Source organism: Limnohabitans sp., from assembly GCF_040400975.1.
In the GTDB taxonomy this organism is placed as follows: Bacteria; Pseudomonadota; Gammaproteobacteria; order Burkholderiales; family Burkholderiaceae_C; genus Limnohabitans_A.
On record NZ_JBBAPF010000004.1, the window covers coordinates 111,963 to 136,429 of the forward strand.

26 protein-coding genes and 1 tRNA gene are annotated in these 24,467 nt (G+C 59.3%); 16 read left to right on the forward strand and 11 right to left on the reverse strand.

The annotated features are described in order from the left end of the window. Positions 1–133: 133 nt before the first annotated feature. Positions 134–1,063, forward strand: a complete 930-nt coding sequence (locus ABWQ00_RS04725) for a DNA ligase (RefSeq protein ID WP_353237521.1) — start codon at positions 134–136, stop codon at positions 1,061–1,063. 171 nt (positions 1,064–1,234) lie between these two features. Here ABWQ00_RS04725 and ABWQ00_RS04730 read toward each other — a convergent pair whose 3' ends face one another. After that, entirely contained in the window at positions 1,235–2,350 is a 1,116-nt protein-coding gene (locus ABWQ00_RS04730; protein WP_353237522.1) for an acyl-CoA dehydrogenase family protein, read from the reverse strand. 10 nt (positions 2,351–2,360) lie between these two features. Next, positions 2,361–3,542 carry an acyl-CoA dehydrogenase family protein gene (locus ABWQ00_RS04735; protein ID WP_353237523.1) on the reverse strand — a complete coding sequence of 394 codons (1,182 nt, stop codon included), beginning with the start codon at positions 3,540–3,542 and terminating at the stop codon, positions 2,361–2,363. 118 nt (positions 3,543–3,660) lie between these two features. Between ABWQ00_RS04735 and purN the strand changes: the two genes are divergently transcribed. Further along, on the forward strand, positions 3,661–4,263 hold the full coding sequence (gene purN, locus ABWQ00_RS04740; RefSeq protein ID WP_353237524.1) for a phosphoribosylglycinamide formyltransferase: 603 nt from the start codon (positions 3,661–3,663) through the stop codon (positions 4,261–4,263). Here purN and ABWQ00_RS04745 read toward each other — a convergent pair. Next, entirely contained in the window at positions 4,233–4,469 is a 237-nt protein-coding gene (locus ABWQ00_RS04745; protein ID WP_353237525.1) for a DUF1653 domain-containing protein, read from the reverse strand. The genes purN and ABWQ00_RS04745 overlap by 31 nt on opposite strands. A 54-nt stretch (positions 4,470–4,523) precedes the next feature. On the opposite strand from ABWQ00_RS04745, the gene ABWQ00_RS04750 reads away from it, so the two are divergent. Next, positions 4,524–5,822: an RsmB/NOP family class I SAM-dependent RNA methyltransferase gene (locus tag ABWQ00_RS04750; RefSeq protein ID WP_353237526.1), complete on the forward strand. Its 1,299-nt coding sequence runs from the start codon at positions 4,524–4,526 to the stop codon at positions 5,820–5,822. Between the two features lie 112 nt (positions 5,823–5,934). Further along, complete coding sequence (locus ABWQ00_RS04755; RefSeq protein ID WP_353237527.1) at positions 5,935–7,146, forward strand: DesA family fatty acid desaturase; 1,212 nt, start codon at positions 5,935–5,937, stop codon at positions 7,144–7,146. Positions 7,147–7,259: 113 nt separating this feature from the next. Here the strand turns inward: ABWQ00_RS04755 and rpmG are convergent, their stop codons facing one another. From rpmG to trxB, 3 genes are all read right to left on the reverse strand, one after another. Further along, positions 7,260–7,430, reverse strand: coding sequence for a 50S ribosomal protein L33 (gene rpmG / locus ABWQ00_RS04760; protein ID WP_006298735.1), 171 nt, complete (start codon positions 7,428–7,430; stop codon positions 7,260–7,262). Between the two features lie 26 nt (positions 7,431–7,456). Next, positions 7,457–7,690 carry a 50S ribosomal protein L28 gene (rpmB, locus tag ABWQ00_RS04765; protein WP_296290926.1) on the reverse strand — a complete coding sequence of 78 codons (234 nt, stop codon included), beginning with the start codon at positions 7,688–7,690 and terminating at the stop codon, positions 7,457–7,459. 353 nt (positions 7,691–8,043) lie between these two features. Continuing rightward, entirely contained in the window at positions 8,044–9,003 is a 960-nt protein-coding gene (trxB, locus tag ABWQ00_RS04770) for a thioredoxin-disulfide reductase (protein ID WP_353237528.1), read from the reverse strand. Between the two features lie 163 nt (positions 9,004–9,166). Between trxB and ABWQ00_RS04775 the strand changes: the two genes are divergently transcribed. The 7 genes from ABWQ00_RS04775 (at position 9,167) to ABWQ00_RS04805 (ending at position 17,299) form a co-directional block, all read left to right on the forward strand. Continuing rightward, positions 9,167–11,566: a DNA translocase FtsK gene (locus ABWQ00_RS04775; protein WP_353237529.1), complete on the forward strand. Its 2,400-nt coding sequence runs from the start codon at positions 9,167–9,169 to the stop codon at positions 11,564–11,566. After that, a complete protein-coding gene (gene lolA, locus ABWQ00_RS04780) occupies positions 11,563–12,258 on the forward strand; it encodes an outer membrane lipoprotein periplasmic chaperone LolA (RefSeq protein WP_353237530.1) in 696 nt (231 codons plus the stop codon). The genes ABWQ00_RS04775 and lolA overlap by 4 nt, the downstream gene beginning before the upstream one ends. Positions 12,259–12,274: 16 nt before the next feature. Continuing rightward, complete coding sequence (locus ABWQ00_RS04785; RefSeq protein ID WP_353237531.1) at positions 12,275–13,573, forward strand: replication-associated recombination protein A; 1,299 nt, start codon at positions 12,275–12,277, stop codon at positions 13,571–13,573. A 187-nt stretch (positions 13,574–13,760) separates the two neighbouring features. After that, the gene (locus ABWQ00_RS04790; RefSeq protein ID WP_353237532.1) at positions 13,761–14,690 is read left to right on the forward strand and encodes a branched-chain amino acid ABC transporter permease; all 930 of its coding nucleotides are present in this window, start codon (positions 13,761–13,763) and stop codon (positions 14,688–14,690) included. A gap of 11 nt (positions 14,691–14,701) precedes the next feature. Next, on the forward strand, positions 14,702–15,784 hold the full coding sequence (locus tag ABWQ00_RS04795) for an ABC transporter permease subunit (protein ID WP_502908076.1): 1,083 nt from the start codon (positions 14,702–14,704) through the stop codon (positions 15,782–15,784). Further along, complete coding sequence (locus tag ABWQ00_RS04800; protein ID WP_502908077.1) at positions 15,781–16,581, forward strand: ABC transporter ATP-binding protein; 801 nt, start codon at positions 15,781–15,783, stop codon at positions 16,579–16,581. Before ABWQ00_RS04795 ends, ABWQ00_RS04800 begins: the two co-directional genes overlap by 4 nt. A gap of 1 nt (position 16,582) precedes the next feature. After that, positions 16,583–17,299 carry an ABC transporter ATP-binding protein gene (locus tag ABWQ00_RS04805; RefSeq protein WP_353237534.1) on the forward strand — a complete coding sequence of 239 codons (717 nt, stop codon included), beginning with the start codon at positions 16,583–16,585 and terminating at the stop codon, positions 17,297–17,299. A 2-nt stretch (positions 17,300–17,301) separates the two neighbouring features. On the opposite strand, the gene ABWQ00_RS04810 is transcribed toward ABWQ00_RS04805, so the two are convergent. Further along, a complete protein-coding gene (locus ABWQ00_RS04810) occupies positions 17,302–18,264 on the reverse strand; it encodes a Bug family tripartite tricarboxylate transporter substrate binding protein (protein ID WP_353237535.1) in 963 nt (320 codons plus the stop codon). A gap of 117 nt (positions 18,265–18,381) precedes the next feature. Continuing rightward, positions 18,382–19,422, reverse strand: a complete 1,041-nt coding sequence (locus ABWQ00_RS04815) for a CDP-6-deoxy-delta-3,4-glucoseen reductase (RefSeq protein ID WP_353237536.1) — start codon at positions 19,420–19,422, stop codon at positions 18,382–18,384. A 47-nt stretch (positions 19,423–19,469) separates the two neighbouring features. On the opposite strand from ABWQ00_RS04815, the gene ABWQ00_RS04820 reads away from it, so the two are divergent. Then, positions 19,470–20,432 (forward strand): SDR family oxidoreductase, encoded by a 963-nt coding sequence (locus tag ABWQ00_RS04820; protein WP_353237537.1) that lies wholly within the window; start codon positions 19,470–19,472, stop codon positions 20,430–20,432. Then, positions 20,429–20,830 (forward strand): RNA-binding S4 domain-containing protein, encoded by a 402-nt coding sequence (locus ABWQ00_RS04825; RefSeq protein WP_353237538.1) that lies wholly within the window; start codon positions 20,429–20,431, stop codon positions 20,828–20,830. The genes ABWQ00_RS04820 and ABWQ00_RS04825 overlap by 4 nt, the downstream gene beginning before the upstream one ends. Before the next feature lie 67 nt (positions 20,831–20,897). On the opposite strand, the gene ABWQ00_RS04830 is transcribed toward ABWQ00_RS04825, so the two are convergent. Further along, a tRNA-Leu gene (locus ABWQ00_RS04830) sits at positions 20,898–20,982 on the reverse strand. Between the two features lie 38 nt (positions 20,983–21,020). Here ABWQ00_RS04830 and cysM point away from each other — a divergent pair. The 3 genes from cysM to ABWQ00_RS04845 are packed head-to-tail and all read left to right on the forward strand — an operon-like array spanning position 21,021 to position 22,722. Then, positions 21,021–21,923, forward strand: coding sequence for a cysteine synthase CysM (gene cysM, locus ABWQ00_RS04835; protein WP_353237539.1), 903 nt, complete (start codon positions 21,021–21,023; stop codon positions 21,921–21,923). 14 nt (positions 21,924–21,937) lie between these two features. Further along, positions 21,938–22,495 (forward strand): NUDIX domain-containing protein, encoded by a 558-nt coding sequence (locus tag ABWQ00_RS04840; protein WP_353237540.1) that lies wholly within the window; start codon positions 21,938–21,940, stop codon positions 22,493–22,495. Next, a complete protein-coding gene (locus ABWQ00_RS04845) occupies positions 22,495–22,722 on the forward strand; it encodes a sulfurtransferase TusA family protein (RefSeq protein ID WP_026039323.1) in 228 nt (75 codons plus the stop codon). Before ABWQ00_RS04840 ends, ABWQ00_RS04845 begins: the two co-directional genes overlap by 1 nt. 6 nt (positions 22,723–22,728) lie before the next feature. Here the strand turns inward: ABWQ00_RS04845 and galU are convergent, their stop codons facing one another. Then, on the reverse strand, positions 22,729–23,607 hold the full coding sequence (gene galU / locus ABWQ00_RS04850; protein ID WP_353237541.1) for a UTP--glucose-1-phosphate uridylyltransferase GalU: 879 nt from the start codon (positions 23,605–23,607) through the stop codon (positions 22,729–22,731). A 25-nt stretch (positions 23,608–23,632) separates the two neighbouring features. Then, positions 23,633–24,467 (reverse strand): class I tRNA ligase family protein (locus ABWQ00_RS04855; RefSeq protein WP_353237542.1); only part of this gene is annotated, 835 nt, incomplete at its 5' end.

The following is a 24,467-nucleotide window of genomic DNA, read 5'->3' on the forward strand; positions in this document are numbered from 1 at the left end:
AGCGGTCTGTTTGCAAGCGTTGACGTTGACGTTCGCTGACAGGGCTTGCGCCTGGCCATAAAGCGCAGCATCATGATTCCCTGAAAACAAAAGACCCCAATTAAGGGGTCTGATGTCCTCCGGGAGATACATCATGTCAATACGTTCTTTGGGCTTACCGCGCGTCCAGCCGCTCATGGCTGCAGCCTTCAAGCGGCGTCGGGCTTTGATGTGGCTGATCACCGTTTCAGGGCTGGTGCGCACCGCACGGGCTCAATCCAACACCACAGCTCCTGCAGAGCATGGGCCAGTGCCTGTTCAGGTTCAATTGGCCCAGATGTGGCCCCAAAATCGATCTCCCTTGGGATTTTGCGTCAGCGAAAAACTCGATGGGGTCAGAGCCGTTTGGGATGGGCAGGTGTTGCGTTTTCGCAGCGGTCGTCGCATTGTGGCGCCGACTTGGTTTGTCTCTGCGCTGCCTCCTTTGCCACTGGACGGCGAATTGTGGGTGGCAAGAGGGATGTTCGACCAGCTCTCGGGCGTGGTCCGCCAATCGGTGCCCAACGATGAGGCTTGGCGTGGGGTTCAATATTGGGTGTTTGACACGCTTGGGCATTCCGGCACTTTCACAGAGCGGTTGGCCCTTGTTCAATCCAGCTTGGCCGCAGCACAAGTGGCGTGGTTGAAACCTGTCGCCCAGCGGGTGGTGAACGACGCCAAGGCTTTGCAAACGCTTTTAAAAGCGACGGTGCGCCAAGGCGGCGAGGGCCTGATGCTGCACCGGGCTGATGCCCTGTGGCAGTCCGGCCGCACCGATGCCCTGTTCAAGCTGAAACCCGAGTTGGACGAAGAGGGCTTGGTGGTGGGGCATCAGGCAGGCAAAGGCCGTTTGAAAGGCCAAACAGGGGCTTTGCTGGTGCAGCTGCCTTCGGGTCAGCGCTTTGCCCTCGGCTCGGGCCTGAGCGATGCCCAGCGCCGAGACCCGCCGCCTGTCGGGTCTTGGGTCACCTACCGTTTTCCAGAGCGCACGCCATCGGGTTTGCCGCGCTTTGCCTCTTTTGTGCGGGTGCGAGAGGCGGAGTGAGGATGACAAAGGGCCCCATGCGGGGCCTTTTTGTGGGTTTGCTCATTCGGAAGATTCTGGTCTTGAGCTGCAAGGCGCAAGGGCGGCGCGCTTCGGGCTCGGAGGCGCTTCGCTTTGCCACATCGCCCGAACCGCGCCGCCCTCCCGTCTTGCTCGGGTTACTGGTTCACTTCAGGCGAAGACGCCCGCCGTCTCCTGCATCCGGGCTGAAACTTCACCCAGCTGGTGCAAGGTGTCTCCGAATGTCATGTCCAGCTGCGTCAATTTCTTGAAGTAGTGGCTCACGATGTACTCGTCGGTGACGGCGATGCCACCGTGCAGCTGCACCGCTTGCTGGCCGATGAAGCGCATGGATACGCCCAGCTGGTACTTGGCGCGGGCCAAGGCGCGACGGCGCTCGTCGGCGGGTGCGTGCAATTTCAGGCTCGCGTAGTAGCTCATCGAGCGGCCCAGCTCCAGTTGCATCTTCATGTCGGCCACGCGGTGACGCAAAGCCTGGAAGCTGGCAATGGCCACACCGAACTGCTTGCGCGTATTCATGTAGTCCACAGTGATGGCCAAGGTTTTGTCCATCACGCCCACAGCCTCAGCGCAGGTGCAGGCGATGCCGATGTCCACCGCTTCTTCCAAAGCGTTCAGACCATTCCGCGTGATCAGCTGCGCGGAAGCTTTGTTCAGCACCAATTCGGCGGCCCTTGATCCGTCTTGCGTGCCATAGGCTTGGGTGCTCACGCCGCTGGCGCTGCGCTCGACCAAAAACAATGCGATTTGTCCGTTCACGGTGGCAGGCACCACAAAGGCATCGGCCTGGTCGCCAATGGCTACTACGCTTTTGGTGCCGCTCACGGTCCAGATGCCACCCGATTCGCTGGCCACAGCAGTGCAGCGGCCCAGTTGGTAACGGGCGCCGCGTTCTTGCTGCGCCAGCACCACGATGGCTTCGCCTGCAGCCATGCGCTGCAGCCAAGCGGCTTGCAGGGCTGCAGGGGCGTGGGTCTGCAGGGTGGCGCTGCAAATCAGGGTTTGGGTCAAGGGTTCGAGCACGATGCCGCGGCCGAGTTCTTCCATGGTGACCATGGCCTCAGTAGGGCCCATGCCCATACCGCCGTGCTCTTCGCTCACGTAAAGGCCAGTCAAGCCCAGCTCAGCCATTTCGCCGTAAGCGGCGCGGTCAAAGCCGCCGGCTGCGACGATGGCGCGGCGGCGGTCAAAGTCATAGCCCTTGTCCACCCATTTGCGCACTGCGTCGCGCAGTTGTTCTTGGTCGTCAGAAAAATCGAAATCCATGTGTGTCTCCTTAACCCAGAACTGTCTGGGCGACGATGTTGCGTTGCACTTCGTTGCTGCCGCCGTAAATGGTGGTCTTGCGCATGTTGAAGTAGTTGGCTGCCAAAGGCGCATTGGCCACCACGCCGCCTGGGAAGTTGCCTTGCCAGCCCGCGTCCATGGCTTCGAAGATGAAGGGCAGGGCAAAGGGGCCTGCGGCTTGCATCATCAGCTCGGAGTAGCGCTGTTGGATTTCGCTGCCCTTGATCTTGAGCAGGCCCGCGATGTCGAGTGAGTTCTTGCCAGACTTTTCGGCGGACAAGACCCGCAGCACCAGCATCTCCAGTGCCACGATGTCCACTTCAAGCTTGGCGATTTCGTCTCGGAAGCGCAGGTCGTCGTACACGCCTTCAGTTTTGGCGATGCGCTTCAAGCGCTCCAGTTCGCGCTTGGCGCGGTTCACGTCGGCGATGTTGGTGCGCTCGTGGGCCAGCAGGTGTTTGGCGTAGTTCCAGCCCTTGTTCTCCTCGCCCACCAAGTTCTCGGCGGGCACTTCGACGTTGTCAAACCAGACCTCGTTGACCTCGCACTCGCCGTCGAGCAGCTTGATGGGGCGCACAGTGATGCCGGGCGACTTCATGTCGATCAGCAAGAACGAAATGCCAGTCTGTGGCTTGCCTTCGTTGCTGGTGCGCACCAGGCAGAAGATCCATTCGCCGTACTGGCCCAGGGTGGTCCAGGTCTTCTGGCCGTTCACGATGTATTTGTCGCCCACGCGCTCAGCGCGGGTTTTGAGCGACGCCAAGTCCGAGCCAGAGCCCGGCTCGCTGTAGCCTTGGCTCCACCAGACTTCGCCGCTGGCGATGCCGGGCAAAAAGCGCTGCTGTTGCTCGGCGTTGCCAAAGGCCATGATGACTGGGGCCACCATCACCGGGCCAAAGGGCACCACGCGGGGGGCGCCAGCCAAGGCGCATTCTTCTTCAAACAAATGCTTTTGCACGGCAGTCCAGCCGGGGCCACCAAACTGCGTGGGCCAACCCCAGCCCAACCAGCCTTTTTGGCCCAAAATTTTGGCCCAGCGCTGCATGTCCTCGCGGGTCAAGCGCATGGCGCTGTGAACTTTTTGGGCAATGTCTGTGGGCAAGTTGTCCTTGACCCAAGTGCGGATCTCGTCGCGGAACGCGAGTTCGTCAGGGGTGAATGCCAAATCCATGGGGTGTTCTCTCAAAATCAAACGGTCGTGCTTTTTATCATGCGCAGCCTGTTGGGGCTTGTCCTTGGTGTGACAAATGCCTGGATGCACAAGGCCAGCGGGGATAATTCAGCCCTTCATGAGAAACATCGTCATTCTGATTTCGGGCTCAGGCTCCAACATGGCCGCCATCGTGCGTGCTGCAGAGCTGGGCCACTGGGCCGAGCGCCTCAATGCCCAAGTGGCCGCCGTGCTGAGCAACCGGGCCGATGCCCAAGGTTTGGCCCTGGCCCATGACCACGGCATTCCCACCCAGGTGTTGGACCACAAGGCCTTTGCCAGCCGCGAAGATTTTGATGCCGCCTTGAAGGCCGAGATCGACCGGTATGCGCCCGCTTTGGTGGTGTTGGCGGGCTTCATGCGCATCCTGAGCCCTGCTTTTGTGGCCCATTACGCCGGGCGCTTGCTCAACGTCCACCCGTCTTTGTTGCCCGCTTTCCCTGGGCTGAACACCCATCAGCGGGCGATCGATGCCGGTTGCCGCTTTGCCGGCGCCACAGTACACCAGGTCACGGTCGACCTGGACCACGGCCCCATCTTGGCGCAGGCGGTGGTGCCGGTGTTACCCGGCGACACCCCCGACAACCTGGCTGCGCGGGTGCTCAGCCAAGAACACTTGATTTATCCGCAGGCGGTCGCTCATTTTTTAGCTCAATTGCCGATGCGTTCAAAGCGCGGTTGAACTTTTCCATTGAACTCGGCCACGTCGGCAAACATCGCCGCAGGTCTGACCCATAAGCCTTGTTCGCCATAAAGCGCCTGGTAAAGCGTCATGGGCTGCAGGTCTTCGCTGTGGCGCACAGTGCCCAGCACGCGGTACTGGCCGCCTTTGTAATGCCGGTACAAGCCTTTGGGCGTTTCGATCATCGGTGGCAGTGGTTCTGACATGTCTTTCCTGTGATGTGTGTCTGTCAAAGGGCTGGGGATGGGACAATGCACCCCATGCATCCAAAAGCCCTTTTAGACGCCTGTGCCGATCTGGTCAGGTTGGTTCTCCAATTTGAACATCCCGCCGACGCCGTGGTGTCGCGTTACTTCCGTGAACACCGCTCTTTGGGGCCACGCGAACGCGCCACTTTGGCCGAAACCGCATTCACGGTATTGCGCAAAAAGCTGCTTTTTGAGCAGTTGGCCCGCTCGGGCTCTGGCCCCAAAGAGCGCAAGCTGGCGATTTTGGGCTTTTTCGGCCCGCGCGATTTTTTGGCTTCAGCGCTCAACGATACCGAGAAAAAATGGTTGGCCACCTGTGACGCCATTCCGGACGATGCACTGATGGCTCCGCACCGTCACAACCTGCCCGAGTGGATGGCGCAAGCTCTGCAAGCGCAATTGGGGGAGGATTTCTGGTCCTTGGCCGAGCATTTGCAACAACCCGGCACCTTGGATTTGCGCGTGAACATGCTCAATGCCAAGCGCAGCGACATCCAAAAAGAGTTGGCTCAAGCGGGCATTGCCTCCGAACCTACGCCTTATTCGCCTTGGGGATTGCGTCTTCAAGGTAAACCCGCCTTACAAAAAACCGAGGCTTTCGCGCGGGGCGCCATCGAGGTGCAAGACGAAGGCTCGCAGTTGCTCGCCGTGCTGGTGGATGCGCACCGGGGCGAGATGGTGGTGGACTTTTGCGCGGGTGCGGGTGGCAAAACGCTGGCACTGGGCGCTTCCATGCGCAGCACGGGCCGTTTGTACGCTTTTGACGTGTCGGGCCACCGCCTGGATGCGCTCAAGCCGCGCATGGCCCGCAGCGGTTTGTCCAATGTGCACCCGGCTGCGATTGCGCACGAGCGCGATGACCGCGTCAAGCGCTTAGCGGGAAAAATTGACCGCGTGCTGGTCGATGCCCCCTGCTCAGGTCTGGGCACCTTGCGCCGCAACCCTGACCTGAAATGGCGTCAAAAGCCCCAAGCTGTGCAAGAGTTGACCGAAAAGCAGCAGGCCATCTTGCAAAGCGCGTCGCGCATGGTCAAGTCGGGTGGCCGCTTGGTGTATGCCACCTGCAGCGTGTTGCCCGAAGAAAACGAGCGGATCGCACGGGCTTTCAGTGCCGCCAACCCGGATTTTGTCCCCTTGAATGTGGCGCAAGAGCTCGACAGGCTCAAAGTGCCCCACGCAGCGAGTCTGTGCTCACCGGCCCCATCGGGCGATGCCCACGCCGATGCCCCGCCAGCCGGCACATTCCTCAGGCTGTGGCCCCATCGCCATGCCACGGATGGTTTTTTTGCCGCAGCTTGGGTTAAAAAGTAATACTTTAAAACCCTTATCGGTCGAAGTCGGTCGAAAACGCTGTCCTTTTTGGGGCAGCAAACTTAAAATCGTCGGATTGCCTGAATTCAGGTGCCAGTAGAAAGACAGACTCATGTTGTTGCCTGATTGGGCTTTTTTGGATGCAGTGATTCACTGGATGGGCCACGGCCTGTTCGACTTGGCTTGGTGGCAAATGGTGTTGATCACCTTGGCCCTGACCCACGTCACCATCGCCAGCGTCACCATTTTTCTGCACCGTCATCAGGCGCACCGCGCTTTGGACCTGCATGCCATTCCTTCGCACTTTTTCCGTTTCTGGCTGTGGTTGACCACAGGCCAAGTGACCAAGGAGTGGGCGGCTATTCACCGCAAGCACCATGCCAAGTGCGAGCAAGCCGAAGACCCGCATAGCCCGCATGTGCATGGCATCAAAACCGTGTTGTTCTCGGGCGCTGAGCTGTACCGCAAAGAATCTAAAAATCTTGACACCCTCAAGCGTTTTGGCCACGGCACCCCCGACGACTGGATTGAGCGCAATCTGTACTCCCGCTTTTCTTGGCAAGGCGTCGCCCTGATGTTGATCATCGACGTGGCCTTGTTCGGCTTCATCGGTCTGACGGTCTGGGCTGTGCAAATGGCCTGGATTCCGATCACGGCGGCCGGCATCATCAATGGCGCGGCGCACTACTGGGGATATCGCAACTTCGAGGCGCATGACGCCAGCACCAACATTTCGCCTTGGGGCATCCTGATTGGTGGCGAAGAGTTGCACAACAACCACCACACTTACCCCACATCGGCCAAGCTGTCGGTCAAGCCTTACGAGTTTGACATCGGCTGGTTGTACATCCGCATGCTCGAAACCCTGGGCTTGGCCACCGTCAAAAAGACACCGCCGCGCTTGGCTTATGGCGACATTCGCCCCGTGGCCGACGAAAAGACGCTGGAAGCGCTGATTGCCAACCGTTACGAAGTCATGGCCGGTTATGCCCGCAATGTGCGCAGTGTGATGCAGCAAGAAGCCAGCAAACTCAAGCTGGACGCGAGCGTGATGCAGGCGGCCCAGCGTTGGTTGCATCGCGATGCCGCCAAGGTGCCCGTGGCAGCTCAGGCCCATCTCCAACAAGCCCGTGCGGCCAGTCCGGTGCTCGACAAAATGGTTCAAATGCGGGAAGAGCTCAGCCAGATTTGGCTCAACACCTCTCATTCACGCGAGCAATTGGCGGCTGATTTGCAAGCCTGGTGCCGCCGCGCCGAAGAAAGCGGCATTGCTGCATTGCGTGACTTTTCGGTCAAGTTGCGTGCGGTTCGCCAACCGGCCTGATCTGTATCCGCATACATCCCAACAGGGCCTTCGGGCCCTGTTTGCTTGGTGTTGATGGATTGCGACAAGAAAAAACCCGCCAAAGGCGGGTTTTTTTCAAGGCTCAGGCTGAATTACTTCAGCTTGATTTCCTTGTACTCAACGTGTTTGCGAGCTTTGGGGTCGAACTTCATGATCGACATTTTCTCGGGCATGGTTTTCTTGTTTTTGCTGGTCGTGTAGAAGTGACCAGTGCCAGCTGTAGATTCCAGCTTGATTTTTTCGCGTCCGCCTTTGGTTGCCATGGTGTATGACTCCTAATGTTCTGGGTTTAGGCTTGACCGCGTGCGCGCAGGTCTGCGAGCACAGCATCGATGCCGTTTTTGTCGATCAGGCGCAGAGCAGCGCTGGAAACGCGCAGGCGCACCCAACGGTTTTCTGTTTCAACCCAGAAACGACGGTATTGCAGGTTCGGCAGGAACCGGCGCTTGGTTTTGTTGTTGGCGTGGGAAACGTTGTTCCCTGTCATTGGGCCTTTGCCCGTTACTTCGCAAACGCGTGCCATATGGACACTCCGATACTTTTAAAACAGCCGGTGCCGATGGGTCTCGTGCAGATTTGCACGGGGCCTGGCGCTCCAGCCTCACCTCGCCAAGATGGGTGGCGGTATCCCAGATCGCTGACTCTGTGAACCCCAAATGAGGATTCGGACAGTTTCAGCAAAGCCTTGAATTATAGCCAGAAAGCGGGGGCTTTTATGTTGACCGTGCTTTGATTTGGGGTGTTTGGCCCTTGGTGGGTGGGCGCTGGGGGTGCCAGCCGGGGTTCAGAGGCGCTTCGCTTTGCCACATCACCCCGGCAGGCACCCCCAGCGCCCATTCGCAATCCGTTGGCAGGAAAACTCAGGTCTGCAGGCCTTCAATCGTTGTGCTGTTCCAGAAAACGCTGCGCATCGAGCGCGGCCATGCAGCCTGTGCCCGCGCTGGTGATGGCTTGGCGGTACACATGGTCTTGCACGTCGCCTGCGGCAAACACGCCAGGCACGGATGTCTGGGTGGCAAAGCCTTTGAGGCCGCTCTGGGTCACGAGGTACCCATTTTCCAGGGTCAGCTGACCCTGGAAAATGTCGGTGTTGGGGGCGTGGCCAATAGCGATGAAGCAGCCCTTGAGCTCGACATCGTGCAAGCTGCCGTCCTTGGTGCTTTTCAGGCGCACGCCGGTCACGCCGGAGGCGTCGCCCAGCACTTCTTCCAGAGTCTGGAAGGTTTTCAGTTCGATCTTGCCTGCGGCGACCTTGTCCATGAGCTTGTCCACCAAGATGGGTTCGGCCTTGAACTTGTCGCGGCGGTGGATCAAATAGACTTTGCTGGCAATGTTGGACAGGTACAGCGCCTCTTCGACGGCGGTGTTGCCGCCACCGATCACGCAGCAAACCTGGTCGCGGTAGAAGAAGCCGTCGCAGGTGGCGCAGCCACTCACGCCGCGGCCCATGAAGGCGGTTTCGGAGGGCAGGCCCAAGTATTTGGCCGATGCGCCCGTGGCAATGATCAGGCTGTCGCAGGTGTAGGTGCCGCTGTCGCCGATCAGGGTGAAGGGGCGCTGCTCGAGCTTGACGGTGTGGATGTGGTCAAACACGATCTCGGTCTTGAAGCGCTCGGCATGCTCCTGAAAGCGCTGCATCAAATCGGGGCCTTGCACGCCATGCACGTCGGCGGGCCAGTTGTCCACTTCGGTGGTGGTCATGAGCTGGCCGCCTTGGGCCATGCCGGTGATCAGCAAAGGCTTGAGGTTAGCGCGGGCGGCGTAGACGGCGGCGGTGTAACCGGCAGGGCCAGAGCCGAGGATCAAGACTTTGGCGTGCTTATTGGAGGCGGACATGGTGGGCAATCGGCTAAGAAAAATCGGGGGGGAACGCAGCAGGTGTGCTGTTGCGGCAAAGTAGATTGTAAGAAACCACCAAAGTCAGTTGGGTCTGGGGGCTTACAGATCAGAAGATCTGGGGGAGAACCGGGTCCGATCGGGTAAGCTTGGGGGCTCATTTATGACCTATTCACTCAACACCTTGATCAATCCGACAGCCCGGAGTCGGGAGCCTGATGCGCCTACCTCATTTTGGTCTCGGTTTGCGCAAGAAATCGGCCTGCTGTTGGGCGGCGTCCTCCTTGTCTTGGCTCTTTTGGCTTTGTTGAGCTACCACCCGGGTGATGCGGCTTGGTCCACATCCGGTGAAGGCGGTGGTCTGCGCAATTGGGTGGGGCGTGCCGGGGCTTGGGTGGCTGATCTGGCGTTTTTTGGCTTGGGGTTTTCTGCGTGGTGGTGCCTGATTGCGGGCGCACAGGTGTGGCTCTCTGGTTTTGCCCGTTGGATGCGAGGTCCTGCTGAAGACGAGCACATGCCTTCAATGGCGCCTTGGCGTCAAAGCCGGTGGGCGTTTTGGTTGGGCTTGGTGATGTTGCTGGCGGCCAGCGCCAGTCTCGAATGGGCGCGTTTGTACCGTTTAGAGCCTCTGTTGCCTGGCCACAGTGGGGGTGTTTTGGGTTACTGGATTGGATCTGCGAGTGCGCAGTGGTTGGGATTCACGGGTGCTGCAGTTTTGGCCCTCTCTCTGGTGGTGCTGGGTGTGTCTTGGGTTTTTCGTTTTTCTTGGGGTGAGTTGGCCGAGTCCTTGGGCGCTCGAATCGATGGCTTGATCCAATCCAGGCATGTCAAACGCGAGATCCAGGAAGACATGGCTCTGGGGCAGCGCGCCTTGCGCGAACGTGAAAAATCGCTGTCGGTCCAGGCGATTGAGCCTCAGTGGGACTTGGATCCTTTGAGGCCTCCAGAAGGGCAGTTGGATTTGGAGCCGGTGCCTTTGGTGGCACAGCCTCCGGCCCCCATGGTCATTGAGCCTGCAGTCACGGCGGTGCCCCGCAGCGAACGTGTGGTCAAAGAGCGCCAAAAACCGCTCTTCAACGAATTGCCAGACAGCAAATTACCCCAGGTGGACTTGCTCGACAGTTTGTCGATCCGGCAAGAAACGGTGTCACCCGAAACGCTGGAGATGACCAGCCGTTTGATCGAGAAAAAGCTCAAGGATTTTGGTGTCGAGGTGCGCGTGGTGGCTGCGGCGCCAGGTCCGGTGATCACGCGCTATGAAATCGAGCCGGCCACGGGCGTCAAAGGCGCGCAAGTGGTGAACCTTGCCAGAGACCTGGCGCGTTCGCTCAGCTTGGTCTCGATCCGGGTGATCGAGACGATTCCGGGTAAGAACTACATGGCGCTGGAATTACCGAATGCCAAGCGCCAATCCATCAAGCTGAGCGAAATTTTGGGCTCTCAGGTTTACAACGAAGCCAAGTCCATGCTCACCATGGGCTTGGGCAAGGACATCATTGGCAACCCGGTGGTGGCTGATCTGGCCAAGATGCCGCACGTGTTGGTGGCCGGTACCACCGGCTCGGGCAAGTCGGTCGGTATCAATGCCATGATTTTGTCGCTGCTCTACAAGGCAGAAGCGCGCGATGTGCGCTTGTTGATGATCGACCCCAAGATGCTGGAGATGTCGGTTTATGAAGGCATTCCGCACCTGCTGGCGCCTGTGGTCACTGACATGCGCCAAGCCGCCCATGGCCTGAACTGGTGCGTGGCCGAGATGGAGAAACGCTACAAGCTGATGAGCAAGATGGGGGTGCGCAACTTGGCCGGTTACAACGCCAAGATCGACGAAGCCACCGCCCAAGAGGAGTTCATCTACAACCCCTTCAGCCTGACGCCCGACGATCCGGAGCCGCTCAAACGCCTGCCGCACATTGTGGTGGTGATCGACGAGTTGGCCGACCTGATGATGGTGGTGGGCAAGAAGATCGAAGAGCTGATTGCGCGCCTTGCCCAAAAGGCACGCGCTGCCGGTATCCACTTGATTTTGGCCACACAGCGCCCCAGCGTGGACGTGATCACCGGGCTCATCAAGGCCAACATCCCGACCCGCATTGCGTTTCAGGTATCCAGCAAGATCGACAGCCGCACCATCTTGGACCAGATGGGGGCCGAGGCCCTGTTGGGCATGGGTGACATGCTTTACATGCCCTCGGGCACAGGCTTCCCGATTCGGGTGCATGGCGCCTTTGTCAGCGACGAAGAGGTGCACCGCGTGGTCAGCTACCTCAAAAGCCAGGGCGAGCCCGATTACATCGAAGGCGTGCTCGAAGGCGGCACGGTGGACGACGACGGCGGCATGCTGGGCGAGGGCGATAACGGCGAAAAAGACCCGATGTACGACCAAGCCGTTGAGGTGGTTTTGAAAAACCGCAAAGCCAGCATCTCTTTGGTCCAGCGCCACCTCAAAATTGGCTACAACCGCGCGGCCCGTTTGGTCGAAGACATGGAAAAAGCAGGTCTGGTCAGCAGCATGAGCGGCAGTGGCCAGCGTGAGATTTTGGTACCCGCACGGGCTGAATGATGCAGATGAAAAGTGTATGGAAGTCGCGCCGCAGCGCTTTGGTTTTCGGCCTCTACAGTGGGTGTGTGTGGGCCGTTTTGTCGCTCGCATTGCCCGTGCAGGCCGATGGCGTGGATTTGTTGGCCCAGTTTGTCAAACAAGCCCGCAGTGGCCGGGCCGACTTCACCCAGGTGGTGACATCGCCGAGTCGTGCTGGCCAAGCGCCTCGCAGCAAGACTTCGAGCGGCAGCTTTGAATTCCAAAGACCCGGCAAGTTTCGCTTTGATTACCGCAAGCCCTTTGTGCAAACCCTGTTGGCCGACGGCCAAACTTTGTGGTTGCACGATGTGGATTTGAACCAGGTCACGGCCCGCAAGCAGCAGCAAGTTTTGGGTTCCACGCCCGTGGCTTTGTTGACCGCGGCCGCTGATCTGCAATCCCTCAAGACCGACTTTCAGTTCAGCCCAGAACCTGCTCGAGACGGTTTGGCCTGGGTGCGTGCGACACCTTTGGCGGCGGACGGGCAGATCCGTGCGGTGATGGTGGGTTTGCGGGCCACGCCCATGGGCGTCGAGTTGGCTGTCCTGGATGTGCAAGACAGCTTGGGTCAACGCTCGGTGTTGACCTTTGCGGGTTTTCAGCTGAACGTGGCCTTGCCCGCCAGTCAATTTGTATTCAAGGCCCCACCGGGCGTCGACATCATTCGCCCTTGATGCCGTCCGGGTGTCCATGAAAGCCTCCACGCTGCCACCGCATGCCCCTTTGGCCGAACGCCTGCGGCCACGCCACTTGGGCGAGGTGATCGGGCAGCAACACTTGCTGGGCGAAGGCATGGCCTTGCGTTTGGCGTTTGAGTCGGGCCAACCCCACAGTTGCATTTTGTGGGGGCCACCCGGCGTGGGCAAAACCACCATTGCCCGTTTGATGGCCGATGCGTTTGATGCGCAGTTTTTGAGCATCAGCGCGGTACTGGGGGGCATCAAAGACATTCGGGAAGCGGTTGACAAAGCCGAAGCCGCCCGAGCCGGTTTGCATCCTCAGCGCACCATCATGTTTGTGGACGAGGTGCACCGCTTCAACAAAAGCCAGCAAGACGCGTTTTTGCCGCACGTCGAAAGCGGCTTGTTCACCTTCATCGGTGCCACCACTGAGAACCCATCTTTCGAGGTCAACTCGGCCCTGCTGTCTCGTGCTGCGGTGTATGTCTTGCAACCCTTGGTGGAAGAAGACCTGGGCCACATCGTGATGCGGGCGCAAGCCATCCAAGCGATTCCCGCCATCGAATCCGAAGCCTTGGCGCGTTTGTTGGCCTATGCCGACGGGGACGCACGGCGTTTGCTCAACACGCTGGAGACCTTGGCCATGGCGGCCAAACAAGAGGCCATTGATCCGGTGACCGACAGCTGGCTGGTGCGTGTTTTAGGCGAGCGCATGCGCCGCTATGACAAGGGCGGTGAGCAGTTCTACGACACCATCAGCGCGCTGCACAAATCGGTGCGCGGTTCAGACCCGGATGCTGCCCTGTATTGGTTCGTGCGAATGCTCGATGGCGGCGCGGACCCGCGCTACCTGGCGCGCCGCCTGATTCGCATGGCCAGCGAAGACATTGGCTTGGCCGACCCGCGTGCGCTGCGCATGGCCCTTGACGCAGCCGACGTGTATGAGCGCTTGGGCAGCCCCGAAGGCGAGCTGACACTGGCGCAGTGCGTGATTTATCTGGCTGTTGCGCCCAAGTCCAACGCGACTTACAAGGCGTTCAAAGAGGCCAAGGCTTGGGTCAAAAAAGACGGTACCCGACCAGTGCCCATGCACTTGCGCAACGCGCCTACCCAACTCATGAAGCAGCTGGACTATGGCAAGGGCTACCGTTATGCGCATGACGAGGAAGATGGCTTCGCCGCGGGCGAGCGGTATTTGCCCGATGGCATGCCTGAACCCGGTTTTTACCAACCGGTTCGGCGGGGTCTAGAGATCAAAATCGCGGACAAACTGGAAGAACAGCTAAAGAAAAATTCAGCCACAGGGTAAGTCCCGACCAAATGGCATTCGGAAGACCACTTTTCTTTCACTACAATCCCGCCACCCCGCCCGGTGCATCCAAGATCTGGCGGGTTTTTTGCTAATGCTCAGGGCTCACCCAAAAGGTGCGGTCTGAACCAAAACAACAACCGACGAAGTGGGCTGCTAAGCGCAGCGCAACACACGGAGAAAATCAATGGACGTCTTTCTGCAGCAGGTCATCAATGGCCTGGTCATGGGCAGCATGTACGCCCTGGTGGCCTTGGGCTACACCATGGTGTACGGCATCATCAACCTGATTAACTTTGCGCACGGCGAAGTGCTGATGGTGGGCGCATTAACGAGCTGGTCTGCCATCGGCATGATGCAAGACGCCATGCCCGGCTCGCCAGGCTGGGTGATTTTGGTTTTGGCCACCTTGATCGCCTGCGTGGTGGCTGCGGTGCTGAACTTCACCATTGAAAAAGTGGCCTATCGACCCCTGCGCAACAGCCCCAAACTGGCCCCCCTGATCACGGCCATTGGCATGAGCATTTTGTTGCAGACCCTGGCGATGATCATCTGGAAGCCCAACTACAAGGCTTACCCCACGTTGTTGTCCAGCACCCCTATCAACATGGGTGGGGTGGTGATCACGCCGACCCAAATCATGATTTTGGGCGTCACGGCCGTCTCGTTGGCGGTGCTGATGTGGCTGGTCAACTACACCCGCTTGGGCCGAGCCATGCGGGCCACATCTGAAAACCCGCGCGTGGCCGCTTTGATGGGTGTCAAGCCCGATGTGGTGATTTCGGCCACCTTTGTCATTGGGGCGGTTTTGGCAGCCATTGCGGGCGTCATGTACGCCTCCAATTACGGCACGGCGCAACACGCCATGGGCTTCTTGCCGGGCCTCAAAGCCTTCACTGCTGCGGTGTTTGGCGGGATTGGCAACTTGGCCGGGGCAGTCATTGGCGGCATTTTGTTGGGCCTGATCGAAGCCATTGGCTCGGGCTACATTGGCTACCTGACCGGAGGCGTATTGGGCAGTCACTACGCCGATATTTTTGCTTTCATCGTGCTCATCATCGTTCTGACCCTTCGCCCCTCGGGCCTGATGGGTGAGCGCGTGGCCGATCGCGCGTGATGGGGATGAGCATGAACTTGAACATCAACAAAACCACTCAATACATCCTGATGGGCGTGGGCTTGCTGGTCTTGCCCCTGATCCTTCAAAGTTTTGGCAACGCTTGGGTGCGCATCGCCGACATGGCCTTGCTGTACATCCTGTTGGCCATTGGCCTGAACATCGTGGTGGGCTATGCCGGTTTGCTTGACCTGGGTTATGTGGCTTTTTTCGCGGTGGGCGCCTACATGTATGGCTTGCTGTCGTCGCCGCACCTGATCAACACCTTCAGCACCATGGCGGGCCTGTTCCCAGAGGGCATGCACATGCCCATTTGGTTGATCTTGCCCTTGGCTGCAGCGTTGGCGGGTTTATTCGGCATGCTGCTGGGGGCGCCTACGCTCAAGTTGCGCGGTGACTACCTGGCCATCGTCACCTTGGGGTTTGGTGAAATCATCCGGGTGTTCCTCAACAACCTGGACCATCCGGTGAACATCACCAACGGTCCCAAGGGTCTGGACCAGATCGATCCTATTTCTGTTTTTGGTGTCAACTTGGGCAAAAAACTGATGGTGGGTGACTTCGAAATCGCCTCGGTCACGCTGTACTACTACCTGTTTCTCAGTTTGGTGATGGTGACAATTTTGATCTCGCACCGACTGGAAGTGTCGCGCATCGGCCGTGCTTGGATGGCGATTCGTGAAGATGAAATCGCGGCCAAAGCCATGGGCTTGAACACCCGAAACCTCAAGCTCTTGGCTTTTGGCATGGGCGCCACCTTTGGCGGTGTATCGGGTGCCATGTTTGCAGGCTTTCAAGGCTTCATCTCGCCGGAATCTTTTAGCCTGATGGAGTCGGTGATGATCGTCGCCATGGTGGTGTTGGGCGGCTTGGGATATTTGCCGGGCGTGATCTTGGGTGCGATTTTGTTGTCGGCCTTGCCCGAAGTTTTGCGCTATGTGGCGGGCCCATTGCAGGAGATGACGGGTGGCCGCTTAGACGCTTCCATCTTGCGCCAATTGCTGGTGGCCCTGGCCATGATCGTGATCATGTTGATGCGGCCTCGAGGCTTGTGGCCTTCGCCTGAGCATGGCAAATCCCTCACGTCGAAATGAAGGAGCCGACCATGAACTCAATGGCTGACAACAAGACAGTCTTGCACGTTTCGGGCATCTCCAAGCGCTTTGGGGGTTTGCAAGCCCTCTCGGATGTGGGCATGACCATCCAGCGCGGTCAGGTCTATGGCCTGATCGGTCCCAATGGCGCGGGCAAGACCACGTTTTTCAACGTGATCACTGGCCTGTACACGCCGGATGGCGGCACTTTTGAGCTGGCAGGCAAACCTTACCAGCCCACTGCGGTGCATGAAGTGGCCAAGGCAGGCATTGCCCGCACCTTCCAGAACATCCGCTTGTTTGCCGAAATGACGGCCCTCGAAAACGTGATGGTCGGCCGCCATGTGCGCACCCATTCCGGCTTGTTGGGCGCGATTTTCCGCACGCCCGGCTTCAAGGCCGAAGAGGCTGCCATCGCCCAGCGGGCGCAAGAGCTGCTCGACTATGTGGGCATTGGCAAATACGCCGACTACAAAGCGCGCACCTTGTCTTATGGCGACCAGCGCCGCCTGGAAATTGCCCGCGCTTTGGCCACCGATCCGCAGCTCATCGCTTTGGACGAGCCGGCTGCCGGCATGAACGCGACCGAGAAGGTGCAGCTGCGCGAGTTGATTGACCAGATCCGCAAAGACAACCGCACCATCTTGCTGATCGAACACGACGTGAAGCTGGTCATGGGCTTGTGTGACCGTGTCACCGTGCTCGACTACGGGAAACAGATTGCCGAAGGCACGCCTGCCGATGTGCAGAAAAACGAAAAAGTGATTGAAGCCTATCTGGGCACGGGAGGGCACTGAGATGGCCAATGTTCTTTTGAAAGTCAAAGACCTGCAGGTGGGCTACGGCGGCATTCAGGCTGTTAAGGGCGTGAGCCTGGATGTGCATGAAGGCGAACTGGTGTCCTTGATCGGCTCCAACGGTGCTGGCAAAACCACCACCATGAAAGCCATCACCGGCACCTTGCCTTTGCAATCGGGTGACATTGAATACTTGGGCAAAAGCATTCAGGGCCAAGGCCCCTGGGACTTGGTCAAGCAGGGCCTGGCCATGGTGCCCGAGGGCCGTGGCGTGTTCACCCGCATGACCATCACCGAAAACCTGCAAATGGGCGCTTACATCCGCTCGGACACCAAAGGCATTGCCGACGACATCGAAAAGATGTTCACCATCTTCCCGCGCCTGCGCGAGCGCAAAGACCAGCTGGCCGGCACCATGTCCGGAGGCGAGCAGCAAATGCTGGCCATGGGTCGTGCGCTGATGAGCCGCCCCAAGGTCTTGCTGCTGGACGAACCGTCCATGGGTTTGTCGCCCATCATGGTCGACAAGATCTTTGAGGTGGTGCGCGATGTCTACGCGCAAGGCGTCACCGTGCTGCTGGTGGAGCAAAACGCCAGCCGTGCGCTGGCCATTGCCGACCGGGGTTATGTGATGGACTCCGGTCTCATCACCATGACCGGTGTGGGCAAAGACATGCTCGAAGACCCGAAGGTGCGTGCAGCCTATTTGGGTGAATAGTTTCAGTCCACTTTTGCGCCGCTGGCCTTGACCACGCTTTCGTAGCGTGTCAGTTCCTTCTTCATGAACGCGCCAAACTGTTCGGGCGTGTTCCCGACAGGTTCGGCCAGCAGTTGAGCGAAACGGGTTTTCGTTTCGGGTGTTTGCAGTGCAGCAACAAAGGCTTTGTTCAACCGCTCCACCACATCGCGTGGCGTGGCGGCAGGGGCGACCAAACCCCACCAGGTGTCGATCTCGAAGTCTTTCAGCGTCTCGCTCATGCTCGGGATGTCAGGCAGGGCGCTGCTGCGCTGAGCGGTGGTCACGGCCAATGCCTTGAGACGACCCGCTTTGATGTTGGCAGCTGCCGTGGCCAAGTTGTCGAAGTTGAAGTCAACCTGACCCGACAGCAAAGCCAACTGGGCCGGATTGCCACCGTTGTAGGGGATGTGCACCGCAAAAATGCCTGCTGCGCGTTTGAACATCTCGCCCGCCAAATGCCCCGCACTGCCGTTGCCCCCGGAGCCAAAGTTGAGCTTGGCGGGGTTGACTTTGGCATACGCCACCAAATCGGCCAGGGTATTGATCTTCAGGCGCTGCGCGGTCTCGGCGTTCATCACCAGCACATTGGGCACGCGCAGCATTTGCGTGATGGGCGCAAAGTCGCGGCTCGCGTCATAAGGCATCTTGGCAAACAGCCAGGGGTTGATGGCGTGCGTGGCCGTGGCCGCAATGCCGATCGTCAAGCCGTCAGGTGAGGCCTTGGCCACCAAATCCGCACCCAGGTTGCCGCCTGCGCCGGGGCGGTTTTCAACGATCACCGTACCCAAACTGTCTTTCACGCGCTCGGCCAAGGCCCGCGCCGTGACATCGATCGGGCCGCCAGCTGCGTAGGGCACGATGATGCGAATCGTTTTGCCTTGAGCCCATGCCGGGGCGGTCAAGGTGCTTGCCAAAGCGCTCAAACAAAAATCGCGGCGTTGCATAGTGTGTCCTTTTTTATTTGTAGGTCGGAGCTTCAGCTCCGACGTGAACCTCGGCAGAAACCCAAAGTGTCGGAGCTAAAGCTCCGACCTACAGGGAGCGGCATCGGAGTCAAGAGCTCAGCCCTTGGCCTTATCGGCCTCGGACGTGAACGAGTCGGCATAAAACTCTTCCTCAGGCAAACCACCTTGCGCCACATAGTCGCGTTTGGCCGAGTCCACCACGATGGGCGCACCGCAGGCATAGACCTGGTGACCCGATAAGTCAGGAAAGTCCTGCAACACGGCCTGGTGTACAAAACCGGTGCGGCCATTCCATTGGTCTTCGGCTTCGGCGTTCGAGATCACCGGCACATAGCGCAGGTTGGGCATCTCGGCCAAGCGGGCTTCGATCCAGTCGGCCATGTACAGATCAGCTGGGCGGCGGCCGCCCCAGTACAGCGTGGCTGTGCGGTTGATACCGCGGTGCTGCATGTGCTCGATCAGCGCCTTGATGGGCGCAAAACCCGTGCCCGAGGCCAACAGCACCATGGGCTTATCGCTGCCCTCACGCAGGTAAAAGCTGCCGTACGGGCCTTCGGCACGCAGGATGTCTTTTTCTTTCATGGTGGTGAACACCGGATCGGTGAACTTGCCGCCGGGCATGTGGCGAATGTGCAGTTCTACCGTGGGTGGGGCGATTTCGAGGGTGTGTGGGGCATTGGCCATGCTGTAGCTGCGGCGAGAGCCGTCACGCAGCAAAAACTCGATGTACTGGCCGGCGTGGAACTTCATCATGTCGTTGGCGGGCAATTGGAGTTTCATCACGATCACGTCGTGTGATTTTTTATCCAGACTGACCACGCGCACCGGCATCTTCTTGACGGGCAAGCCACCTTCAGCGGTCACTTGCTTGGACTCCAGCACCACATCGCTTTGGGCGGTGGCGCAGCAGGTCAACACCAGGCCTTGGGCTTCTTCTTCGTCGCTCAGGGCTTTGGCTTGGTGAGGGCCGTGCACCACGGTGCCCGAGATTTTTTTGCATTTGCACGAACCGCAAGCGCCGTCTTTGCAGCCATAGGGCAAGCCTATGCCTTGACGAATGCCAGCGGCCAGCAGGGTTTCGTTGCCGTCGGCAATAAAGCTGCGGCCGCTGGGCTGCACAGAAATTTGAAAGCTCATCTTTTGGTTATCCTACAGGGCGTGAATGTGACCCGGAACCCCTGATTTTGCCCTCAAACCAAACCCCTTTGGGCGCCTTGCCCGCCCGCTTTCGCCGTCAACGTGTCTTGATCGTGGGCTGTGGCGATGTGGGCTTGCGCACAGCCGGCCAGTTGGGTGCACCACAAAGCCAACGTGTGCGCCTGATGGCGCTGACTTCTTCACCCGAACGTGTGCGCTTGCTGCGGGCCTGCGGCATCACCCCTTTGCTGGGCAATTTGGACGATGCGGCCAGATTGAAACGCTTGGGCGGCATCGCGCACCGGGTGATTCATTTGGCGCCGCCGCCCACCGACCGCCAAGGCGCGTCGGACCGCGACCCCCGCAGCTTGGCACTGGTGCGTGCTTTGCGTTTGCGCACGCCTCCACAGGCGCTGGTCTATGGCTCCACCACGGGCGTTTATGGCGATTGCGGTGGCCAGCGGGTCAATGAAACGCGTACCGTGAATCCCCACACGCCCCGAGCTCAGCGCCGTGTCGATGCCGAAAATCTGATGCGTTTTTTGGGGCGCAGCGGTGTGCGCGTGAGCATTTTGCGCATTCCCGGCATTTACGCCCCCGACCGCGAAGGCGGCACGCCCCGCGAGCGCCTGCAAAGGGGCACGCCCGTGTTGGTGGCCAAAGAAGATGTGTACACCAACCACATCCATGCCAACGACCTGGCTCGCGCCTGCGCAGCAGCTTTGTGGCGCGGCAAGCCCCAGCGGGTGGTCAATGTCACTGACGACACCGATTTGAAAATGGGCGACTACTTTGACCTGGCCGCCAGCCTTTACGGTTTGCCAAAACCGCCTCGTATTTCTCGTGACGATGCCAACACCGCGTTGCCCCTGATGCTGCTGAGCTTCATGAGCGAGTCTAGGCGCCTGGACAACACCCGCATGAAGCAGGAGCTGCGTCTGCAGTTGCGTTATCCGCATGTGCGTGAAGGCTTAAGCCCGCAGGGCGCTTTGTTTTCGGGGGCGGGATGATTTCCTTGCGCATCGACAAGTGGTTGTGGGCGGCACGTTTTTACAAAACCCGCAGCCTGGCCAGTGAGGAAATTGGCAAAAACCGCGTGCAGGTCAATGGCCAGGATGCCAAGCCGTCCAAAGAAGTCAAACCCGGCGATACGGTGTGTTTGCGCCAAGGTTCGGTGGAGCGAACGGTGGTGGTGCAAGGTTTGAGCGGCGTGCGCGGCCCGGCTCCCGTGGCTCAGCTGCTGTACACAGAAACGCCAGAGAGCATCGAAGCCCGTCAAAAGGCTGCCGAGCAAAACCGCTTGGCCCGTGAGCCCGCGCTCAGCATCGAACAAGGCCGCCCCACCAAACGCGACCGCCGGCAGATTGAGCGCAATTGGAACGATCGGTGGAGTGCGGGGATTGATTGACGGCAAGGTAAGCCAGTGAAGCGGCCAAGAAAAAAGCCGCAAGTTACTGGAACTTGCGGCTATGCTCTGGTGCCCGGGGCCGGACTCGAACCGGCACGCCTTGCGGCGGGGGATTTTGAGTCCCCTGAGTCTACCAATTTCACCACCCGGGCGGTATTTGTGAAGACCCGAATTATGGCACATTATTGGGATGATTTATCCAACCATTGAAGATGCGATCGGCAAAACGCCATTGGTGGCTTTGCAGCGATTGGGAGCAGCGGATTGCGCTGCGCGAGGCAACGTGATTTTGGGCAAGCTCGAGGGCAACAACCCGGCTGGATCCGTGAAAGACAGGCCTGCTTTGTCCATGATCCGCCGGGCCGAAGAGCGCGGCGAGATCAAGCCGGGCGACACCTTGATCGAGGCCACATCGGGCAACACCGGCATTGCGCTGGCCATGGCCGCGGCCATCAAGGGTTACCGCATGGTCTTGATCATGCCCGAGGACCTGTCGATTGAACGCGCCCAGACCATGAAGGCTTTTGGGGCCGAGTTGATCCTGACCCCCAAGAGCGGCGGCATGGAATACGCCCGTGACTTGGCCGACAACATGGCGGTGCAAGGCAAGGGTCGCATCCTCGATCAATTTGCCAACGCCGATAACCCTCGCATCCATTACGAAACCACCGGACCGGAGATCTGGGAGCAGACCGGCGGCAAAGTCACCCACTTTGTCAGTGCCATGGGCACCACCGGCACCATCACAGGGGTCTCGCGTTACTTGAAAGAAAAGAACCCGGCCATCCGCATCATCGGTGCCCAGCCCAGTGAGGGCTCCCGCATTCCGGGCATCCGCAAGTGGCCGCAAGAGTACTTGCCCAAAATTTACGACCCCAGCCATGTGGATGAACTGATTTACGTGAGCCAAAACGACGCCGAGGAAACCTGCCGCCAGATGGCCAGGACCGAAGGCATCTTTGCCGGCATCTCGGCTGCAGGGGCTTGCTGGGTGGCCCAGCAAGTGGCCAAGACGGCGCAAAACGCCACCATCGTGTTCATCGTCTGCGATCGCGGTGACCGCTATTTGTCCACGGGCGTTTTCCCCGCCTGATTTGAGGATGCCTTATGGCTGAATACCGCTTTTGTCCGATGTGTGCCAACCCTCTGGCCTGGCTTTTGCAAATGGAAGACGGGGGCGAGACCCTGCGCCTGCGTTGCACCGCCTGCGACTTCACCCACTGGAACAACCCCACGCCTGTGCTGGCGGGCATCGTTCAAGTGGGCGACCAGATTTTGTTGGCCCGCAATGCGGCATGGCCTGGGCGGCGTTTTGCGCTGATCACGGGCTTCATGGAAGCGGGCGAAACGCCTGAAGAAGGCATCACGCGCGAGATTGCCGAAGAAACCAACCTGAAGGTGACGGCCCTCAAGCTGATTGGCGTGTACGACTTTCAGCGCATGAACCAGGTCATCATTGCCTACCATGCGGTGGCCGAAGGCGAGGTGCGTTTGTCACCCGAGTTGGCCGAGTACAAGATGTTCGATTTCAAGGACCTGATTTGCTGGCCCGCAGGCACCGGTTACGCCTTAGGCGACTGGCTGCGCACCATCGGCATCGAGCCGAAATTCATGACATGGGAAGAGCGTGCCGCGCAAAGCCAAGAACAAAATCAGGGCACATGATGCACATCGACAAAGAAATTGACACCAGTGGCTTGAATTGCCCCTTGCCGATTTTGAAAGCCAAAAAGGCCCTGAACGAGATGAGCAGCGGTCAGGTGCTCAAAGTGACCGCCACCGACCCTGGTGCTTGGCGCGACTTTGAAGCCTTTGCACGTCAGACGGGCAATGATTTGCTGTTGCAGGAAAAGACCGATACCGCGTTTGTGTTTGCACTCAAACGCCGCTGAACGTGATCAGAGGTTCAAGCCTTTGAGGTAATTGCGGAACGATTCGCCCACTTGGGGGTGTTGTAAAGCCAGTTCCACCGTGGCTTCCAAAAAGCCTTCCTTGCTGCCGCAGTCGTAGCGCTTGCCTTGGTATTGGAAGGCATAAACCGCTTCACGTTGCAATAGGCGGGCAATCGCATCGGTCAGCTGGATTTCGCCGCCCACCCCCGAGGGCTGGTTGCGGATCTCGTCAAAAATGCCCGGCGTCAAAATGTAGCGACCTGCCACGCCCATGCGTGAGGGCGCTTGGTCGGGGCTGGGTTTTTCCACAATTTGTTCGACACGAATGAGCTGTTTGCCGGCCGACTCACCAGCGACGATGCCATAGCGCTTGACCTGGTCGAGTGGCACCTCTTGAACGGCCAAAACCGAGCGGCCTTGCTTGGTGTAAGCGTCAACCATTTGGGACAAGATGGACGGCCCCTGGTTGACCATCAGGTCATCGGCCAGCAGCACAGCAAAAGGCTCATTGCCCACCAAGGGCTCGGCGCACAACACCGCGTGTCCCAGGCCCAACATGCGGTTTTGGCGCACATAGGCGCACACCATGTCGTCAGGTTGCACCGAGCGCACTAGGGCCAATAATTCGTCTTTGTGCGCGGCTTCGAGTTCGTTTTCGAGCTCGTAAGCGGTGTCAAAGTGGTCTTCGATGGCGCGCTTGCTGCGGCCTGTGACAAAGATCATGTGGCGCACACCGGCCGCATAGGCTTCTTCCACCGCATACTGAATCAGCGGTTTGTCCACCACCGGCAGCATCTCTTTGGGCGCGGCTTTGGTGGCGGGCAAAAAGCGGGTGCCAAGGCCCGCGACGGGGAACACGGCTTTGCGGATGACGTTGTGACTCATGGGGATGTCCTTGGTGTGCAGGCGATCAGCTCAGGCGTTGCAATTGCTGGCGAATTTTGTCGAGCGTGGCGCCGAAGTCGGCGACGCGTTTCCGGGTCTCGTCCAGCACCGCTTGCGGGGCTTTGGCCACAAAGGCTTCGTTGCCGAGCTTGGCGTTGGCCTTGGTGATTTCGCCTTCCAGACGAGCGGCTTCTTTGGTCAGGCGGATTTTTTCTGCGGCCGCATCCACCTCGATGAACAGGCACAAACGCGCTTCGCCGACCACGGCCACGGGTGCGGCTTGTGCGGCAGCGATCCACTCGGCCTCGGTCTCAAAGACTTTGACTTCGCTGAGCTTGGCCAGCGATTGCAGCACCGGTGCAACGCTGTGCATGAAGGCGGTGTCGCCCAGCACATAAAGGGGCATGCGGGTGGCGGGCGAGACATTCATCTCGCCACGCAGGTTGCGGCAGGCGTCCACCAGCGTCTTAAGCTTGGCCACGTGGGCCTCAGCAGCTTCGTCAATGCGATCGGGTTGGCTCACGGGGTAGGCCGCGATGCTGACCGACTCACCCGGAAGACCCGCGACCACCGACACTTTTTGCCAGAGTTCTTCGGTGATGAACGGGATGATGGGGTGCGCCAAACGCATGATGGTCTCGAGCGTGCGGATCAGGGTGCGGCGCGTGGCGCGTTGTTGCGCTTCGTTGCCGGTGTTGATCTGCACTTTGGCGATTTCGAGGTACCAGTCACAGAATTCGTTCCAGACGAAGTCATAGATGGTGTTGGCCACATTGTCCAGACGGTATTCGGCAAAGCCTTTGGCCACGTCGGCCTCGACCCGTTGCAGTTGTGAACTGATCCAGCGATCGGCCTGGCTG